Consider the following 20,014-nt stretch of genomic DNA (forward strand, 5'->3'; position numbering starts at 1 on the left):
CGTCAAACGAAGCAACCAGTGAGAGGTGACTCATGGCATTTTGGAATCGGAAACCACAACCTGCTGCAGAGCAATTTTCATCCACTGCACAGGATAGTTTAATGGAAGACTACGAGCCGGAAAGTAATCAAGGGTTATCGAAAGATCAACTCTTTTCTGCATTGAATGCCGCTCAAACAGCATTGATGATGATCGATAGGGATTTTAACATTACCTACGTGAATCAAAAATCACTGGACTTACTGAAAATGCACGAGGCGCTGTTTCAGTCGCTGTGGCCAAACTTTCGTGCCGATGAAAAGTCTTTAATCGGCTATTGTATTGACGGTTTTCACTCCAATCCAGCGCATCAGCGCCAAATGTTGTCCAATCCTTCCAATCTGCCTTATACCACGACCATTGACGTCAAAGATGTAAAAATTGAGTTGAATGTCGGTGCCATCATAGACGGACAAGGTAACTACGTTGGTAACACACTAGAATGGGCTGATGTGACGGCTGCGATTGCACAGCAAGATGATATTGCTAGGTTGCAAGCAGCGGTTGATCAAGCCCAAACGGCTATGGTGATGATAGATCGTGACTTCAACATCACGTATGCCAACCAAGAAACCCTCAAGTTATTTGGTAAACACGAAGCGACACTACGAACAGTATGGTCAGGCTTTACGGCTTCAGAAGAGTGGCTTATGGGGCGTTGTATTGATGAATTTCATAAGAACCCCGCTCATCAAAGGCAATTGCTGTCGGACCCATCGAATTTACCATATAAGACCGATATTCAGATTGCAGAGTTAACCATAGAGCTTAATGTCGCTTCGATTACTGATTCGCAGGGCAATTACATAGGTAATACTTTAGAGTGGTCAGATGTCACTGCGATACGTGCTCAACAAGACGATGTAGCAAGGCTACAAGCGGCGGTTGATCAAGCTCAAACCGCGATGGTAATGATTGATCGTGATTTTATTATCACTTATGTCAACAAAGAAACCATTGATCTTTTTGGCCAACACGAGTCTAAGCTTCGTACGGTTTGGTCTGGCTTTAGGGCATCTGAAGAGTGGCTGATGGGCCGTTGTATTGATGAGTTTCATCACAATCCAGCTCATCAAAGGCAACTCCTTTCTACTCCAAATAATCTTCCCTATAAAACGGATATTGATATTGCAGGTATCAAAATAGAGCTTAATGTTGCTGCGATTACTGATGCGCAAGGCCAGTACATTGGCAATACTCTCGAGTGGCGTGACGTCACCGAAGAGCGTGAAAAAGAGCAGGAAGTCGGTCGTTTAGCCTCGGCGGTAAAAGGCATGACGACGAACCTAATGATGGCTGATAAAGATGGCATTATTCAATATCTCAACCCAGCATTGGCCACGTTACTCAAGTCCAGAGAGAGTGATTTACAACAAGCGCTACCAGGATTCGATGCTAGCAATTTGGTCGGAAAAAATATTGATGTTTTCCACAAGAACCCGAGTCACCAGCGAAACATTATCAATAACCCCGACCGCTTGCCCTTTAACTCAAATATTGCCGTGGGTGGTCTTGAGTTTAATTTGACCTGTATTGCCATGCATGACGCGCAAGGCAATTACATTGGACCAGCATTGCAGTGGGAAGATATTACCGAGCAGCAAGATGGTCAGCGTCAGGTTGAAGCATTAATCCAACGTGCCATCTCCGGTGAGTTAAACGAGCGAATTGATACCTCTGTTTACAGTGGTTTTATGAAAGAGTTGGGGGATGGGATCAACAACCTACTTGATACCATGGTTGAGCCAATAGGCCAATGTATTGATGTGATGAGCCGTGTAGCGGATGGGGATCTGAATACCAATATGTCGGAAGACAACAAAGGCGAATTCGGTCGTCTATCGGATGCCGTCAACACGTCAATTCTGAATCTACGCAATATGGTTGATAAGATCACTCAGGCCTCGGCACGAGTTGCTACCGCTTCTACTGAAATTGCTGAAGGCAACAATGATCTTAGCCAACGTGTAGAAGCACAGGCTTCCAATCTAGAAGAGACAGCAGCAAGTATGGAGCAGATGACGGCTACGGTTCGTCAAAATGCTGATAATGCGAAAGGAGCAAATTCTCTTGCGGAAGATGCGACTAAGAAAGCGAGTAAAGGTGGTGAGGTGGTGGGCCAAGCGGTTTCAGCAATGTCGGAGATCAATACCGCGAGCAAGAAAATTGCTGACATCATTGGTGTTATCGATGAAATTGCCTTCCAGACAAACCTATTAGCACTGAATGCTGCTGTGGAAGCTGCACGCGCTGGTGAACAAGGGCGCGGCTTTGCCGTGGTCGCGGGTGAAGTGCGTAATTTAGCGCAACGCAGTGCGGCTGCGGCTAAGGAAATCAAAGGCCTAATTAAAGACAGTGTTGAAAAAGTAGACGAAGGCTCACGATTAGTAGACGAATCAGGTGACACCTTGAGTGAAATTGTCGAGGCCGTGGAGAAGGTGACCGAACTCATCGCACAGATAGCTTCGTCTAGCGTTGAGCAATCGACTGGTATTGATGAGATAAACCGAGCGATAACGACCATGGATGAGATGACTCAACAGAATGCATCGTTGGTTGAACAAACCTCGGCAGCTAGCCAGTCGCTTAAAGATGAAGGTAAGCAACTCATTCACTTAATGAACTTCTTTGCTTCCGATGACAACGTCGCGAGTTTTGATACATCGACGAAAGAGACTAGGCAGAATGACAATGTTAGGGAGATAAGAACACAGCGTGTCGTTAACTCTGGTTTTAAAGCCAGCGAGGAAGGGGACGAATGGGAAGAGTTCTAAACCGAGAGGGCGGCGGACTGTCTGGGGAAGAGTTTGAACTGACAGATAAAGACTTTAAGTTTATCCAGTGGTTCATGCACAAACATGTGGGCATCTACTTTGCAGATAGAAAGCGGGCAATGGTTTATGGACGAATTAGTCGCCAGCTCAGGCGACTGGGGCTTACTCGCTTTGCCGATTACAAATCTGTGATCGAACAAGACAGCAATGAGCGAGTGAGGTTCATTAATAGCCTAACGACCAATAAAACGCAGTTCTTTCGTGAATACCATCATTTCGAGTTTCTCGAGAAGGTACTACTGGAAGAGTGGCAGCAGCAGGGGACAGAAAACATTAAGATTTGGTCTGCGGGATGCTCAACAGGAGAAGAGCCATACAGTTTTGCCTCTTCTCTTTACTGTGCAAATGCATTCGAGATGTTTGAGCGAGTCTCGATTACTGCCACCGATCTTGATAGCAAAGTATTGTCGCATGCAAAACTGGGGATTTATAACGATGAGGCCATTTCTTCAATCCCCAAGCAATACTTGAAGCGCTGTTTTTTTAAAGGTAAGGGCGACCAGGAAGGCAATATCAAAGTGGCCAAAGGTCTGCAGAATTGTATTCAGTTTGCTCAGCTGAACTTGTTGGATAAATGGGATTTCAAACAATCTTTTGATTTAATTTCTTGCCGCAATGTCATGATTTATTTTGATAGGCCAACTCAAGAAAAACTGATCAAACGGTTTCATCAACAGCTTAAACCGAATGGGATTTTGTTTATTGGACACTCTGAAAGTGTAGGAGCTTGTAGCAATATTTTCCGTCACTTAGGCAAAACCATCTATGTAAAACAATAGGGACAGCTATGATTGGGCTAAAAAACGGGAAGCCGAAAAACGAAAACAGCCATTTCAATCGCTTTTATCATCCTCAAAAAGAAAAACACATGATCAAAGTGTTTCCTGGAGGCGTGTATTGCACTCGAGAAGACGTACTCATTGCTACGGGGTTGGGCTCGTGTATCGCGGCGTGTATATGGGATGAATATGCCGCTATAGGAGGGATGAACCACTTTTTGTTGCCTTTCCATAATCACTCTGAAATTAACGCCTGGCGTCCTAATGAGATGATGTCTATAGCATCACGCTACGGTAGCCATGCAATGGAAATGTTAATCAATACTTTGCTCATCCATGGTGCTAGACGATCATCCCTCAAAGTGAAATTGTTCGGGGGTGCACAAATGTTAGGTCGCCACTCTATGGTCGGAGAAAAAAATATCGCCTTTATTCTGAATTATGTCGAGCAGGAAGAACTGTCGGTCGTGGCGCAAGACTTGGGAGGCGTCGATCCGCGCAAAATCATTTTCAACCCACTAACAGGACAAGCTTGGATGAAGCGGATCCCCTACAACGAAATCCACCACTTGCAGCACGAAGAAGATAAGTACGCTAGTCAATTGGATAAAGAAAGTCACCGCCCTCATGATGATGTGGAGCTGTTCTAATGAAAAAAATGAAAGTACTGGTGGTTGATGATTCTCCTGTTTTTAGGGCGTTATTGGCTCAAATGATTAATTCTGATCCTTTGCTGGACGTTGTCGCTATGGCTGAAGACCCTTATCAAGCGAGGGATCTAATCAAGATTCACAACCCAGATGTGCTGACGTTAGATATCGAAATGCCCAAAATGAATGGCGTCCAATTCTTAAAAAATCTGATGCGATTGCGCCCAATGCCCGTGGTGATGATATCCACTTTAACTCAGCATGGTGCGGAAGCCACATTAGCTGCACTTGAGTTAGGTGCTGTGGACTATTTTCCCAAACCTGCTGTCGATAACACGGGTGAAATGGTCAATTACAAAGATCAAATTACCGACAAAATCAAGATGGCGGCAGGCGCCAATGTTTTCTTGGACCGCTCTGCACATACCCCTGCACAGAAAGTGGCCCATACTAGTTTAAAAACCAAAGTTGAGCTGATTGCTATTGGCGCATCTACGGGAGGGACCGAAGCGGTAAGAAATGTGCTGTCAGCCCTTCCTTCTGGTTTACCCCCGATTGTTATTACCCAACATATCACGGCGATGTTTAGTGCGTCTTTTGCTCAGCGCCTCAACGATCACAGCGACATTCAGGTACAAGAACTGTCGGCCAACACCGCGCCTTTAGTCAATGGATGTGCGTATGTTGCTCCGGGCGACAAGCATCTGGTGGTGGTAAAGCGTGGGGCGCACTTGTATTGCCAGCTTGATGATCGGCCCGCGGTTAATCGTCACAAACCGTCAGTGGATGTGATGTTTGATACGGTGGCAGAAACGGTTGGACAAAACGCGCTTGGCATTATTTTAACTGGTATGGGACAAGATGGTGCTCGCGGTATGCTCAAAATGCGTCAAGTGGGTGCAATGACCATTGCTCAGGATAAGGCCTCTTCCGTTGTCTGGGGGATGCCAAGAGTGGCGGTAGAGATGAACGCGGCTCAAAAGGTATTGAGCCTGAAACAGATACCTCAACAGATATGTGATTGCTTAAAAAATGAGACCTAGAAAGGGCATGACGTCAGGGATGTACTATGAATAAGAAAACTATGACCGCAAAAACTCGCTATAGCTTAGCAATAGGAACGCAGATTGTGTTGTTATCCATAGGCATGACTTTGTCTTCATCTATAGCCCATGTCGCCGTGATGGTGTTAGCCGCAGCGGTTCCTTGGCTTGTTTTTCCACGTACGGCTTCAGTGTCTAAATCGCTTGAGAAAGAAAAACAAACATTGACCCAACACAAAAAGGTTGCGACGCATGGTGTCGGTGAAATACTACACAAGATTTCTTCACAGCTCAATGAACCGCTAGATCATCAACATGGTGTGGTGAGTGAATCTGCCGAAACGTTGAATGAGAGTTTTTTTGAATTGCAGAGTCTAGCAGAAAGCCAAAATGCGATTGCTGAACAATTAGTGACAAGCATGATGGGAAATAAAGACAGTGCATACGATATCACTCAGGTTTTACCAAAGACCGAAGGCATTATTCGCCAGTTTGTCGATACATTGATTAACGTGTCGGAAAGGAGTATCTCTGCGGTCCATAGCATTCATGATATGTCGGACAAATTGGATACGGTATTTAAATTACTCGCTCAGGTTCGTGGCTTGTCTGAGCAGACCAACCTCTTGGCGCTGAATGCGGCCATTGAAGCCGCTCGGGCTGGTGAAGCGGGGAGAGGGTTTGCGGTCGTGGCGCAAGAGGTGAGAAACCTGTCAGTAAAGGCCGAGGAGCTGAATAGCGAAATCGAGAAAGAAATTAATATTGCACAAAATACGGTCAAAGAGGCCAACAAAACGGTTGGTGAAATGGCCTCGATTGATATGACTGAAGCGATTGAGTCAAAAGAAAAAGTGGATGATATGCTTCAGGGAGTCCAACAAGCTAACGTCGCGGTTGAACAAGAAGTTCAAAAAATTAAATCGATTGGCGCCACGCTACATGCGCGTGTCGGGGACGGTATTCGAGCATTGCAATTCACAGACATCATTGTCCAGCAAGGGGATTATGCCAAACACAGTGTGGTGTTTTTAGAGCAGATAACAGACTACCTGACGGCTTATGAAAATGGCACCATTGACGAGAAAACATTTAGTCAAGCAGTCGCAGAGTTGAAATCCAGTATCGAGCATCGAGGCGCTCCAGCCGCTTCTCAGGAAAATATTGAAGAAGGAGAAGTGGAGCTGTTTTGATGCCCAAACATAACCCATTGGTCGTGGAGGCGTGCTCGCCTTCGTTGTTGAAAAGGAGACATCATGTCGATAGAAACCCAAATTGATTCGCAATCTAAGCAAGTGACCATCTCAATTGAAGGGGCTTTTGGCTTCAATTTAGTTCAAGAATTTCGTCGTTGTTACTCTGACAAGAAGGACTTTCGCTTTACGATAGATTTGCGCAAAGTCGATTATATTGACAGTGCTGGGTTGGGAATGTTGCTCAATATGCACAACTACCTAGAGCAGGAGGATGGAATGATCCGTATAACTAATACGTTGCCACAGGTGCGTAAAATACTGACCATTTCTCGTTTTGATAAGAAGTTTCTGATCGAATAGCGGTCAAGGAGGGTCGTATGCATGTCATGATAGTTGACGACCACGCTACGAATCGAGAGCTTTGTCGTTTTATGCTTGGGGAGATGGCGGAGGAAATCACGGCATTTGAAAATGGTGAAGGCGTGGTTGACGCCATGTCCCAAATGTCCTCTTTACCAGATGTGATCTTACTTGATGTAATGATGCCTGTTAAAGACGGGTTTACTACGGCGAAGGAGATCCGTGAGGCATTTCCTAAATTGCACATCCCAATCATCTTCCTGACCGTTTTAGATGATCACGATTCTTTTGAGCGATGCCTGACTTTGGGTGAAGACTTTATACCTAAACCTGTCGAGAGAAGTGTCCTTGTTGCAAAGGTACAAGCGCATTATCGAACTTTGAAAATGCACAATGAGGTAAAAATTCAACGAGATGAGTTGAGTAAATTTCACGAACAAGTTCGCTATGATTATGCAATTGCTGAGTCAATTTTCTCCAATCTGATGGATGAAATGAGTTCTCAAGTAAAAAGCATTTATGGCATCAACTATATTTCTACCCCATCTACCGTTTTCAACGGCGATTTAATCGTTGTGGCAAATCGGCCGCACGGGGGAGTATACGTGATGATCGCTGATGCGACAGGGCATGGACTACCGGCTGCAATTTCAGCTATTCCTGCGACCCGAGCGTTTTTCTCTATGGCGTCGAAAGGTCTGTCTCTAGGAGAGATTGTCCGTGAACTCAATGATGTGCTGGTGCGCTTCCTTCCAATGGGCATGATGCTGGCTGCCAGTGTCTTTGAAATCCGAGCAAATGGTTTCGAAGTTTCTTGGTGGGGCGGTGGCCTACCAGATGGTTATCTGCTCGACAGAGATGGCTCAATTAACAGAAAGCTCGTCTCTACACATATGCCTCTAGGCGTGCTAAAGGCACATGAATTTGAAGCTGATCTGGTTCACTTCAAGATGGAGCCCGACCAAAAGATAGTCTGTTATACCGATGGGGTTATTGAAGCGGAAAATAGCCTCGGAGAACAATACGGCCAAGAACGTCTTGAACAAGCCTTAACGACTGGTCGTGCACTGATTCCAACCTTATTTGAATCAGTGCGGAAGTTTGCGAGTCGCAATGTTGGCGATGACTTATCAATCTTGGCGATGGAGTTTCCCATCTCTAACAGCAATGACAAAGTTGTCCAGCAAAGCAGTTACTATATGAGCAAAACGCCCGCTCAATCGAAAATGCACTTTCCAGCTGGTGTGCTTAAATCGGTCACGATCATGAATGAAGTTAGGCAGTTTCTGACAGGGGTGATAACGGGGCCGCATTTAGATCTGGTTTGTTCCGTTCTGTCTGAGCTTTTTGCCAATGCGATTGAACATGGACTATTGCACTTAGACTCGACAATCAAGGAAGAACCTGATGGCTTCTTTACCTTTTATCAATTGCGTGAAGAGAAACTGAAAGAACTTTCTGAGGAGTTTTGGGTGACTCTGCTGATTGATTTCAAACCAGAACAAAAACAGCTTGTCTTGGAGCTAGAACATAATGGTGTAGGGTTCGACTACCGTAAGTTGCAGCACAATATTGATAAGTCTTTAACGCATGGACGGGGGATTGTATTGGCTTCAGAACTCTGTGATTCGTTAAATTATTCGAAACAAGGAAAGCGTGTTAAGGCAGTGTACAGTTTAGATGCGAAACACCATTTCCCAAGCTCAGCTTAGGTCTATTTACAGTGTAAAAGCGCCTGAGAAGTGACCTACGCCGTACTTTGTCACAAATTTAATACTGTATTTTGCGAGGATTATATAAACTAAAGTTATAGAGACGGGATTAAGTAGGCTGTAAATGTGGGACAAGTTAGTCAGCTTATCTGATGATAATCAACAGGTTATTGCTAAACTACGACCAGATATGAATATCGATGGTCGTTTTGATAGTAAAGGTGTTGAAGAAGCGATAGCAGGCTTAGGTGCGACCGGTTTTTGCGTATTGAGCGATGAAATCACTCGATTCATTAACTGTGCCAAAGAAGGAAAAAGCGAAGCTTTGGTGGGTTTCGCTATCGCTGAAATTAGAGATGCTGTGGTTGAAGTGGTATTATCGGAGCATGATATGCTAGCCAGTATGGTGGTCACTGGGGCTTATCGTGGCTCGCCGCTTAAAGGCCCGCAAATTGTACATGCATTAGCTCAAGCACACGTAACCAAGGGCATAAATAAACTCGCACTGAAAAAAGTGTTGATGATGAGCCATCAATTAAAGCCAGGGGATACCTTTACCCAGCCTGTCGCTAAAGGCAAAAACCCTATTCAAGGACAAGACGCCAAATTCATTCCCTTAGTTAAAGATATCACCAAACAAGTGCTTGCTCCGTCTCAAGATGAAGATGGTAAAGTGGATATGCTCGATCTTGGCGAGACGGTCACTGTCGAAGCAAATTCACGCCTCATGAAGCGTATTCCTGCGACGAAAGGATCACCAGGAATGACGGTTCAGGGTAAGCCTATCCCACCAAAGCCCGGCAATGATGCCATGCTTAAAGCGTCTAAAGGCTCAGAAATATCACCCGATGATCCGAACTTGCTTATTGCTGCGGTTTCAGGGATGCCAATGATTAAAGAACGTACTGTAGAAGTTGAAGATGCTCTATGCCTACCAACTATTGGGGTCGCGACAGGGCATGTCAAATTTAAAGGCAACGTGATAGTTACTGGTAATATCGAGTCCGACATGATGGTTCGTGCTACTGGGAATTTGACGGTTGGTGGCTTTATTGAATCTGCAGATGTTCAGGCTCAAGGGGATATTGACGTAGCTAAAGGTATCATCGGTCACAATGTGTCAGAAGACGAAGAAAAAAGCTGCCACGTAAAAGCGGGAGGGTCAATAACCGCGAATTATGCTCAGTTTTCAGAACTTCAAGCCGCAGAGAATATCAACTTGGCTGTACATTGTATGAATAATGAGATTCGTTGTGGTAAAGATCTAACCGTATCTGACGCTGCTGAAAAGCAAGGTACTTTAAGCGGTGGTAGCGCTAAAGTTGGTGGCAAAGTGACCTGTGTAAACCTTGGTGTTGAGGGGGATACAGCAACTTATATCAATCCATTTGCCCGCTATCAAAACTTCAAAGATCGTCAGCAGAAATACAAAGAGCAATATAAGCTCGCTCAAGAGGCGACGATGGACGTTGTTCGTAAGGAACTGGAGTATAAGAAAACCCCTAAATCTGAGCGGAGTGAAGAGGAGGGGGCCAGTATCGAGCAACTTAAAGTGGAATCCAACGCACGTCTAGAGAAAGTGAAAATGGCACGAGACAGGCACGAGCTAGAGCTTGAACAAGCTTTGGCAGAAAGTGTTGTTGAAGTGAAAAACAAGGTTTATACACACGTGACGGTTCAATACGGGGACGAAAAAGTCATTACTAAACGAGTGCATGGCACCAGTACGTTTTCTTTTAACCAGTATGAAATTCGATGTGCCTCGGCAATGGATGAGGAAGCGCTTGAGCAAGAGTAATCTAACCGCCTACTGAATATAGATAAAAGCAGCCAATATTTTGCGGCTGCTTTTTTTACCTAATGGCTGGTCCAATGGTACTGGTTGTACGATTTTACGGTGTAGGATACTAAAGCTATCATAGAGCAGCCTAACAAAACTGTACCCAGCTGCTGAACCTGTCCCGCGACAACCAGACCTATGCCGATCTGCATATAATAGATCAGGCCTAATATGGCTCCGCTAGAGCCTGTGGAATGCTTGTAATCTTTAAGCGCTGCACTGATGACATTTGGAATAGCAATGCCAAATGCCATCACCACCAGCATCATCATGATGACAAAGTAAATACTGTTCTGGGTGAGATAAACCCCTAGGCTTCCAAGGCCAAGAAGTGTAACTGCTAGCCCAACCAGTGTTGACGATGGAGTATGTTTGCTCAACAAATACTTGTTTAAATAGCTACCAATTAAGGTACCGACCCCTAGAACAATACCACTATAACCAAACTGGGCAGAGTTGAAGCCAAGCTTAGTAAAGATGAAAGCCCCCAGTTGATAGTAGGAAAACAAGGCGATATTGAAGACGGCAATCATGATCGTTGAGTACCAGATATGACCGTCCTTAAGCATCGATGTACCCAACTGGCAAAGGTTAAGCGGTTTTTTTTCGCGCTGAGTTTCTGGGAGCTTCCACAAGTTGTAAACGACCAGAATGACAGCCATGGCCAGTAAGGTTGAAAAAACATAATTATGTCCTCCTGCTTGTACCAGCTGACCACCTATAGACATACCAATAACGGGGCTGATAGCGATCCCCATACTCATTAAACTGAACACTTTCCCCAGAGCTTCTCCATCAAAGACATCTCTTAACATGGTTTGACTCACCACTGAGCCAACTGCAATTCCAAATGCGCTGGCAGCACGAGCAGTGATCAACCACTCAAATTGTGTGCTGAGCAAAGCAATCAATGTTGATAGGCCGTAAACCGTTATTCCTCCTATCATGGCAGGCCGTCTACCCCATTGATCAGCAGCAACCCCCCAAAACACGACGCCTAATGCAAAAGCGATAAAATAGACAGATAAGGTCTGTGAAGCTTGAGCGTTGGTGACGGAAAAAGAGTGAGCGATAGAGTGTAATGCCGGACTATAGATGGTTTCGACAACCTGCGGAAACATCAACATAGTGAACATCAGCCAGAGTGAAGGTTTAGGCTGCATAGTTAATCCTCAATAAAATTGAATTGGCATCAAGTATAAAGAGCGCTAAAATTTTCCATTAACGACAATAACACCAAAAACATCAAAATTAGGACAGGCGGGCGTGCTGATCGAAGAACATACTATGTTTGATCCCGATAAAATTGATTCGAAAGTGGTAGGAATTGCGGCTGATCTTGGCAGACACGATTCTGGTATGCACAAGCACCAAAAAGGTCAATTGTTGTACGCGCCAAGAGGGTGCATGAACTTCGCGCTGTCGAACTCTGTGTGTATCCTTCCACCGACTAAAGCGGTTTGGATTCCGCCAGATACTGTGCATCGTGCTTTTATGACCAATGTAGTGGCGTACCGTTCGCTGTATTTTGATTGTAATGCTTTTCGTTGCCCAGACAGCATCACCATTATTGAAGTCAGCGAGTTGCTGAAAGCGCTGATCAACAAAATGGCTTTCTGGCCAGTAGACAAACCCGAAATAGAAATGAACAACTACACTGCTCTGTTCTGGGAAGAGTTTGATCATAGCAAGACCTACTCTTACGAGTTGCCATTGCCAACCGACCGAAGGTTGAATAGCTTTCGTCTTCGGGTATCAGATGAGGCATTTTTGGCTCCAGATTTGGTGACGTTAGCCAATTCAGCTGGAGCTAGCACTAAAACGGTCACTCGAATTTTTAAAGCCGAAACGGGCATGTCTTATCAGGAATGGAGGCAGCAATGGAGAACGCTTAAGGCGATAGAGCTATTGTGCCGAGAAAGGCAAGTGAGCGACGTTGCGCATTGGCTAGAGTTTTCCTCAGACAGTGCATTTATCGCATTCTTCAAGAAGCAAATGGGCCAAACACCGCTGAGTTTTATGAAACATAACGCGTCTTATTAGGTTAGCTCCATTTTTAGTACCGCAACCGTTTGTTTTGAAACTAAGTTTAATCAGATATAGGCTGTTTTACTGAAAGCAAAGTCAATGGTTATGACGACTTACACCTGCGGTCAACCCACCTCTTGGTTAGCGAGGCGGCATAAAACCAACCATTTGAAGACGCTGGCCTAGTAATCTAGCGTACCACGGATAGGGTAGTGGTTATCGGGATTGCGAATCCAAGCTAAACCGCGTGTCAGTGCCCCTAACTCTGGTCGTACAAATGGGTTATTGGATAGGTCAACCACGTGTAAATGGCCGTGTTCATTCACGACAAATAGCCCGGGCTCGGCAAAGTTATGGTCGGTTTCGGCTTCAGAGCGTGGTAGGGAAATATAAAGCCCTAGCGTCTTCATTTGTTGATCACTTAAACCATAGGCGATTGGGAAACTGACATCGAGCTTATCCAAGTGTTGCTCTAATTGTTGTTTTGAATCAGCGGAGACAGCTAGAACATCGACGTTTGCATCACTAAAGGCCTGTCTATAGGTCTCTATTTCATTGAGATATTTGGTACAAAGTGGGCAATGTTTACCACGATAGACAAATATGGCTTGCCACGATGCGTTTCCTTGAGGGTGTCCTAGCCTGACTTTGGTCCCATCTAACGTTGTTGCCTCTATTGTAGGGAAAATGTCACCTGCTTTTAGTCTCTGTGAATATGTCATCTCGGCTCCTTGAATTGAACGCACAACTGAGTAGAAAAAGATAAGACACAAAAAAACAAGTTGCAACTCATGGACGTGTTGTCTCCTAGTGCTGAAATTAACCACTCGATAGCGAGGTGGTGGAAACTTGTGTTATCGCATGTTGACTCTACTCTGAATCGTTTAACAGCGGCATTACGAAACACATGATGGGGTTGGTTTCGACTCAAACTACACATCATTCAGCCAATGCTACCGGGATAATCAATCTACCGAGTACCTCAACAATGTCATTATCTACCTGAATTAACAAAATTAATGTTCTCGTCACTTTCGTCAAAATATGATTTTTTCGATTTAAATTCTCGTTAAAAATAAAAATAACACCTAAATATAGGTATATCATCATAACATATCAGTTAATTTAACTGTCACTTCTATCATCAAAAAGTCATTAAATTTCGGCTGACAACAAATATCTATATCTATTTTTATAAATAGAATTGAAGTTATCATAACAAATCTAAAAAACGGCTATTAAGTGTTCGGTTATTCTTAAGTTTGCTAAAAGTATCATTTTCAAGTTGCTGATTTTAAATGGAATAAAAATTCAATCATGGTTTAAATGCCATTCTAATCCCCTTTTTGCAAACCCGATAAAACCTCCGTTAATCTGAGCTGAAGATTTAATGGTAAGGAGGTTAATAGTCTCTAATTAATTTAGAGATAAAATCTAAAGCAAAAATAATAATTAAATTAATAGATAGAAATTAGCAATGATTACACTTATAAATCATAAGGGATTAATAATGAGCAAGTTAAAAAAGAATATATTCGTCATACTACCGTTAACTTTACTTTCTGCATCAACGTTTGCCGCCATTAATGGTAGTTATGAGGTTTCATCGATCATGCTAAGTGCGGATCATAATGAAAGCCTTGGCGCTCCGATGCCTTTCTACGCCAATGGTAAAATGCAATCTAAGCTCAATGTCACGGTGGCCTTTTCTGATCGTTACGGTTCACCTGTGACGGTAAGCAATGATGAAGTAAAGAATGCAATTTCGTTTTATCTGAAAAGCAATGACGTCCAATTAGGCCAGGACAAAGACTGTAGCTATGGGCGAGATTGTTGGGGTTATACCTACAACGAGAATGACTACGCCCACCAAATCAGTGGCGCTTATCAGAGTATTAAAAGTCTTCCTAACTCACGCATTCTCTCAACAGCATCAAACAAGCTAACGGTTTGGGTATATGGCAACGAAACGGCTCAATATCGCCAAGTTTGTGCGCAAATCAAGTTTGATAACGGCAGCGTCTACGATAGCTGCGCTTACCCATATGATGAAAGTGCTCTGTACCAAGGTGTGCAACCTAAAGAATACAGCGCTTCTGAGTTTGCTGACATTGGCACAGGCGAAACCGTTTGGAAAGATGAAGGTGACGGTTTCTATTTCGACAAAGCTGAAGTCCGTAATTTCTACATCACACCGACGGACACCTCTATCACTATGACCAAAGTTGCCATGGATAATTGGGAAGAATCGAACAGCGACAAAGTATTCCTGAGAGACGAATGGCTTGGCTGCTACAGCGATTGTCCAAACGGATTCCGCTCGGTGAAAGGCTATATCTTTGAACCCGGTCGAGAGCGCACGGTTTCAGATGAATACGTTTGGAATAGTGCTGCGGGTGAGGGCCGTACAGCTACATGGCGTGTTAACCAAAAACTACGCTCGGTGACATTGAGTCAGCTTCTTTTTTCAGGCAACACATCAATCAACGATTCTCAGAAAGAGTATCGTTTCACCGCTTATGACCAGTACGGAAACAAAGCACGTCTAAAACTGACTTACCCTGAGAGCCAGTTTAGCGGTGGCGGTCAGGAATGGGACTACACCCAATGGAACCTAGTTAACCAATAATATCTCGCCTGAGAAAACCGTTAGCCCACATACGTTGGGCTAACTTTCGCCTTAAAGGAGGCACTATGTCTAATTGGACTTCAAATGCATTTAATTTTGATAGTTATTGTTCAGGGGGCGTAGACCAAAGAACAAGAAGCTACTCCTATCAAATTCTTTTAGGATCCTTAGTCGGCAATTGGCTAAAAGGCCCTAACCTTGATATCGCTCTGCAGTTTTCACCCTACTCGCGGGATAACCTAGGTTTCGGTATAGGTTGGCAGTTAAACATTCCAAGATACGATCTTAAAAATAAACAACTGCATCTTGCGAATGGACAGTCTTACCGAGCTGAATTGGGCGCGAACTACAAACTTGATCTTCGCTATAAGAAATTGCTCGACTTCTCAGTGAAAGGTGACGCTAGTGGCTATGAGATTACCTATCGAAATGGTCGCAAAGACATCTTAGATGATCACGGTAATCTGATTAAAGTCATCCAAAGTGATGGCCATGCTCTGCATTTTTCCTGGTTAAACATCGGTCAAGAAAAACGTCTGAATAAAGTCTGGGATGATCGCACATCAGAAAGCCAACCACTTTTGCTTATCGTTCACGTTGATCCGAGCAGAGTGAATGTTTTTACGAATATCGGCAGTGCTCACGAAGCATATTTCAGACTTGTCCTAAACAATAACAATCTCGTTCAATGCCAATTATCTGAAGATGCGGGTAGTTATGACTTTGGTTACAAAACGTTAGGGTCCTATAACCTAATTCAGAGTGTTACCCACCCTTGTGGAATGCTTGAGCAACTGGCTTATGACGCCAATGGAATAAGAGTAAACACCAACACTTACCTCCCAGCGGTCACTTCTCATCGTGTTTTAACGAGAAACTCCCCCATTATTGAGACTCACTATGGCAGCGTGAATTCCGATAGCCGAAACTTTATGGGCTACAACGTGCCTGGCGGTAGTTTAGGTGAAGGGGTTGATAACTTACTTGAACGTGGAATCGAATACTCATACCGAGTACAAAAAGTGGAAAGCGGTACGATCAAGACCATTCAAACGTATAACCAATTCCACTTGTTGGTTGAAGAAGCTCGCCTGATAAACGACAAAATTGTCCACCTCAAGAAGCTTGGCTATCCAGCTCGTGACAACGAGGATTTTGCCAATCAGCCTGCTCAATACGCGCTAATCAATCAAGAAGAGCAAACTTGGTCATCGGGTGAAGATAGTCATCTACAAACTCGCCATTGGCAATACGATCAGTACGGTAACATGCTGTCTTTTATCGATGAAAACAACATTGCTGAGTATTATGAGTACTATTCATCACAAGGTGAGCCAGGCTGTCCAGCCTCTCCTTCTGGCATGGTGAACTTTGTCAAATCTCGTACTCTGAGCAATGGTTCTGAACAACGTAAGATTTCTTATGAGTACGGAGAGGTTGCAGGTCTCAACAATCAAAAGGATGTCGTGCTGCGCTTGGAAAATGCTCATGATCGCTACCAAAGCCATTACCGCTACCACGAGAATAACAGTGAGACATTTTCTTTGGGTCGACTAGCTTCCATCCAAAACGATTTCATTCATGCAGATGGTACCTATGCCAAGACTTCAAGCTATCACTATGTTTTGGAGGGTGACACGGTTGAAGAACATGAGGAACTGGTATGTCACGACAATACAAAAATTAATGTGGTTGTTAGCCACTATCTCGATATCGGCGAAATTGCTCATCATGTAGACGCGGATGGTGTTCGTTGTAGTTTTGAATATGACTCGTTACGTCGGACAAAAAGCGAACGCATTGATGGTAGTGCTGCACGTTCATACCAATATCTAGTGGATACCACCCAAGCTAGGCAAACCATGGTGCTCACAGACTGCAAGGGCAATTTGTGCGAACAGAGTTGGGATGGGCAAGGCAGAGAGTTAGAAGCGAAGCTCGGCACTACAACCACTTGGAAAAAAGAGTATGACGAATTCGGACGCTTAGCCAGCAAGAGCACTTTTGACGATCTGCCCGATAAAAAGGCGCGTACGATTTCTGTCACTCAGACAGAAACATATGAATACGATGATTGGGGGCAGATTAAAGCAACCACGCTTCCGAATGGTAATCGTCATATCGCGTTTAACAATCTAGCTAGCCGCCAAAAAACACAAGGTATTGAGGGGTTAGCGCTAACAGTCAGTGATCTGAACAACTGGGGGTTAGAAGATAGAAAGCAACAAGGTGATCGCGTTTGGCATTATGAATACGATGCTTGGGGCCGACTTAAGAAAGAAACTGATCCTGCTAGTCAATCGAAAAGCTATCAATACGACAAGTTTGATCGTGCTGTTCATATTACTCAAGCTAACCATGTGACTCAGCAAATTACCTACGCGGTACATACCGATCAAACGCAAGTCACTCAGTTAAAAATAGGTTCACAGATAGTTGGGCAGCGTGATCTTGATGGTTTGGGGCGACCTCTTGAACTTCGTCGGGGTGCCAGTAGCCAAGCCTCTTTAGCTTGGACCTATACCGATAGCAGTAATATTCCGCAGACAGAAACCAGCTTATCCGCTCCAACAAGACGTTTTAGTCGCGATGCACAGTTAGGTGTTCTCAACGAGAAACAGTCTGGAGACCAGTCAACAACATACCAATATGATCCCGTCTCCGGCCTACCAACAGGCAGTGAAGATAGCAACGGGAGTCGAAGCTCGATTACATATTCTGTGACGGGTTTACCAGAGTTTGAGCAGCATGACGGCAACATCCGCCAGTACATTTACTCAAAAGGTGGTGTGCTTACCTCGATTCAAAGCACGCGAGACAGACGTCAGTTTGGTTATGATGAGCTTGGCCGATTAGTCAAATTAAGTACAGATAACGCTACTGTTGAATACGAATATGATCAATTTGATCGTATCACTTTAGAGCAATTGACATCGGGTAGTCACACTCAAATTACCGAGATTGAATGGGACGAATACAGTCGAGAAGTGAACCGTGCTGTCGCACTCAACGACGTTTACATCTTTGAGCAGTCTCAAGACTACAACGAACTTGGTTTACTTCGTTGCCGAGAAAAAGAGTGTGCGACCTTGGGCAATGTAACAGAGACGTACACCTATGATTCACTCTCACAACTTAAGCGCGTTGAGTTTTTAGGTACTGGCCCACTCAGCGATTGGGGTGAACCAATCTTATTCCTTGAATGGGATTACGATGACCTCGGTAATATGCTGACTCAGCGTTGTGTCACCAACGATTCTCAAGACCTCGCAGATTACTACTACGAAGCAGATGATCCAACACAGTTAACACGCATCACCCACACGCACCCTCAGCTTCCGAGCCAAACCGTACTCAAGTATGACCAGAATGGCAACATGATTGAGGATGCAGAAGGGCGAGCGCTAAGTTACGACCACTTCGACAAACTTACCAGCGTGCTGTCTGATAACACGGAATGGATGTACACCTACGACAGCAATGATCGTCTAATTGGGCAGTACTCTGATACCGAGAGTCGCCAGTTTGAGTATTTGTGGAGTGACATCGCGTCTATTGAAGACAATGGCCGCGTAACCCACTACATCTACGATGATGGTGTGCCGAAATGGTCAGAACAAGACTCTGTTGTCTCTATGATAGCCACCGATCAAAACGGTTCTGTCATTGCTTCTAACACCGCGGGTCAAACGGATGCAATGTACCGCTACTCTCCATATGGTCAACGCGAACAGGTGGTAAATAACAATGAGCAATAAAGATTCAGTATTCATTACTCCGCTTAATCGTCGTGAGTTTCTGATTAAAATTGGCCAAACCAGTGCGGTGGCTGGTGGCATTTCACTACTGCCAACCTCTGTGCGTCTTGCAATGGCGCAATCTATGACGGTCTCGCCATCGCACTTAGGCTTTAACGGCGAATGGCTGGACCCGGTACTCGAAGGTTACCACTTAGGCCAAGGCTATCGAGTCTACCAACCTAAGTTAATGCGTTTTAACGCCCCGGACAGTTTAGCGCCATTTAGTGAGGGCGTTCACAATGCTTATGTCTACTGTCATAACGATCCACTCAACTTTACGGACCCAAGTGGTCATTTGAATATCAGTAAGATTTTGTTTGGTGCGTTCGGCGTTATAGCGGGTATTGTGGGGATTGCACTGGCTGCTCCGACCGGAGGCTCAAGTTTGGTTCTTGCTGCTGGCATCATTGGCGGTATTGCGGGAATGACCAGTGGTGCGCTCCAGATTGCATCAGGCATCATTGATGATGGCGACATCTCTCGTAAACTTGATATCGCTACTATTCCATTTGACATTATTGGCGTGGTCAGTGGTGGCTACTCAGCTTTCAAGTCAGTACAAAACTTACGTTGGGTAAGAGCTGGCGGTGCTTTGGAAGATGTCACTCAGCCAGGGCTAGGCTCTCGGCTGTGGAACAAGATTAGCCCGTCAGCTGAGTACAACCTTGACTGGGCGCGTAAAACCAATCCTGCGATGAGAATTGGCAGTTCAGAAGGTCAAGTTATTGTCACCAAAATGGTACAAGGCGGCAAAACCATGACTTATACGCCCCCCCCGATTCACGGTGGTTTTACTAAGATTCTGCTCGGTCAAGTCAAAGTAGGCGCTCGTGGTTACACCATTTATCAAGGCATTATGACAGCTCGCTCTATTGGCAGTATTGGCTGGTCGACGGTCAAAACTATCCCCGGAAGACTAGACAGCGAGAAATCATCGAACGAGAGTATGGTGACAGAGGGCAGAAGTTCAAACCCTGAAGCGAGAAAGACTCAGCTATATTCTCTGGAAGAAACCCGCCAGCGCATAAAATATGGCAGTGATGTGCAAAGAATGATACGCCAATTGCCTCTATCCTAATCGACAAGATGCAAAAGGCAATGTCGTTC

The 20,014-nt window shown here is 44.6% G+C and carries 14 protein-coding genes; 12 read left to right on the forward strand and 2 right to left on the reverse strand.

The genetic code is table 11. The features are described 5' to 3' along the window. Nucleotides 1-32 precede the first annotated feature (32 nt). The 8 genes from aer2 to OH455_RS05360 all read left to right on the forward strand — a co-directional run bounded on the left by aer2 (nt 33) and on the right by OH455_RS05360 (nt 10,408). A complete protein-coding gene (gene aer2, locus OH455_RS05325; RefSeq protein ID WP_443088583.1) occupies nt 33-2,813 on the forward strand; it encodes an aerotaxis transducer Aer2 in 2,781 nt (926 codons plus the stop codon). After that, nucleotides 2,798-3,652, forward strand: a complete 855-nt coding sequence (locus tag OH455_RS05330) for a CheR family methyltransferase (RefSeq protein ID WP_269980611.1) — start codon at nt 2,798-2,800, stop codon at nt 3,650-3,652. Before aer2 ends, OH455_RS05330 begins: the two co-directional genes overlap by 16 nt. 8 nt (nt 3,653-3,660) lie before the next feature. After that, nucleotides 3,661-4,302, forward strand: coding sequence for a chemotaxis protein CheD (locus OH455_RS05335; RefSeq protein WP_269980612.1), 642 nt, complete (start codon nt 3,661-3,663; stop codon nt 4,300-4,302). Continuing rightward, a complete protein-coding gene (locus OH455_RS05340; RefSeq protein ID WP_269980613.1) occupies nt 4,302-5,345 on the forward strand; it encodes a protein-glutamate methylesterase/protein-glutamine glutaminase in 1,044 nt (347 codons plus the stop codon). The genes OH455_RS05335 and OH455_RS05340 overlap by 1 nt, the downstream gene beginning before the upstream one ends. Before the next feature lie 26 nt (nt 5,346-5,371). After that, the gene (locus OH455_RS05345) at nt 5,372-6,535 is read left to right on the forward strand and encodes a methyl-accepting chemotaxis protein (RefSeq protein WP_269980614.1); all 1,164 of its coding nucleotides are present in this window, start codon (nt 5,372-5,374) and stop codon (nt 6,533-6,535) included. 63 nt (nt 6,536-6,598) lie between these two features. Then, the gene (locus OH455_RS05350; protein WP_045977152.1) at nt 6,599-6,898 is read left to right on the forward strand and encodes an STAS domain-containing protein; all 300 of its coding nucleotides are present in this window, start codon (nt 6,599-6,601) and stop codon (nt 6,896-6,898) included. Nucleotides 6,899-6,915: 17 nt separating this feature from the next. Beyond that, a complete protein-coding gene (locus tag OH455_RS05355; protein ID WP_045977153.1) occupies nt 6,916-8,610 on the forward strand; it encodes an ATP-binding SpoIIE family protein phosphatase in 1,695 nt (564 codons plus the stop codon). A 124-nt stretch (nt 8,611-8,734) separates the two neighbouring features. Further along, nucleotides 8,735-10,408 (forward strand): DUF342 domain-containing protein, encoded by a 1,674-nt coding sequence (locus OH455_RS05360; RefSeq protein WP_045977154.1) that lies wholly within the window; start codon nt 8,735-8,737, stop codon nt 10,406-10,408. Nucleotides 10,409-10,467: 59 nt separating this feature from the next. On the opposite strand, the gene OH455_RS05365 is transcribed toward OH455_RS05360, so the two are convergent. After that, nucleotides 10,468-11,613, reverse strand: a complete 1,146-nt coding sequence (locus tag OH455_RS05365; RefSeq protein ID WP_269980615.1) for a multidrug effflux MFS transporter — start codon at nt 11,611-11,613, stop codon at nt 10,468-10,470. A 124-nt stretch (nt 11,614-11,737) separates the two neighbouring features. Here OH455_RS05365 and OH455_RS05370 point away from each other — a divergent pair, with 124 nt between their 5' ends. Next, nucleotides 11,738-12,493, forward strand: coding sequence for an AraC family transcriptional regulator (locus tag OH455_RS05370; protein ID WP_269980616.1), 756 nt, complete (start codon nt 11,738-11,740; stop codon nt 12,491-12,493). 167 nt (nt 12,494-12,660) lie between these two features. On the opposite strand, the gene OH455_RS05375 is transcribed toward OH455_RS05370, so the two are convergent. After that, nucleotides 12,661-13,200, reverse strand: a complete 540-nt coding sequence (locus tag OH455_RS05375) for a redoxin domain-containing protein (protein ID WP_269980617.1) — start codon at nt 13,198-13,200, stop codon at nt 12,661-12,663. Between the two features lie 788 nt (nt 13,201-13,988). On the opposite strand from OH455_RS05375, the gene OH455_RS05380 reads away from it, so the two are divergent. The 3 genes from OH455_RS05380 (at nt 13,989) to OH455_RS05390 (ending at nt 19,985) form a co-directional block, all read left to right on the forward strand. Next, nucleotides 13,989-15,107 (forward strand): hypothetical protein, encoded by a 1,119-nt coding sequence (locus OH455_RS05380; protein ID WP_206369585.1) that lies wholly within the window; start codon nt 13,989-13,991, stop codon nt 15,105-15,107. 65 nt (nt 15,108-15,172) lie between these two features. Continuing rightward, nucleotides 15,173-18,865 carry an RHS repeat domain-containing protein gene (locus OH455_RS05385; RefSeq protein WP_269980618.1) on the forward strand — a complete coding sequence of 1,231 codons (3,693 nt, stop codon included), beginning with the start codon at nt 15,173-15,175 and terminating at the stop codon, nt 18,863-18,865. Next, nucleotides 18,855-19,985, forward strand: coding sequence for an RHS repeat-associated core domain-containing protein (locus OH455_RS05390; protein WP_045977159.1), 1,131 nt, complete (start codon nt 18,855-18,857; stop codon nt 19,983-19,985). Before OH455_RS05385 ends, OH455_RS05390 begins: the two co-directional genes overlap by 11 nt. The last annotated feature ends 29 nt before the right edge of the window (nt 19,986-20,014 follow it).

This window comes from Vibrio sp. T11.5 (assembly GCF_027587155.1).
GTDB classification, from domain to species: Bacteria; Pseudomonadota; Gammaproteobacteria; order Enterobacterales; family Vibrionaceae; genus Vibrio; species Vibrio neptunius.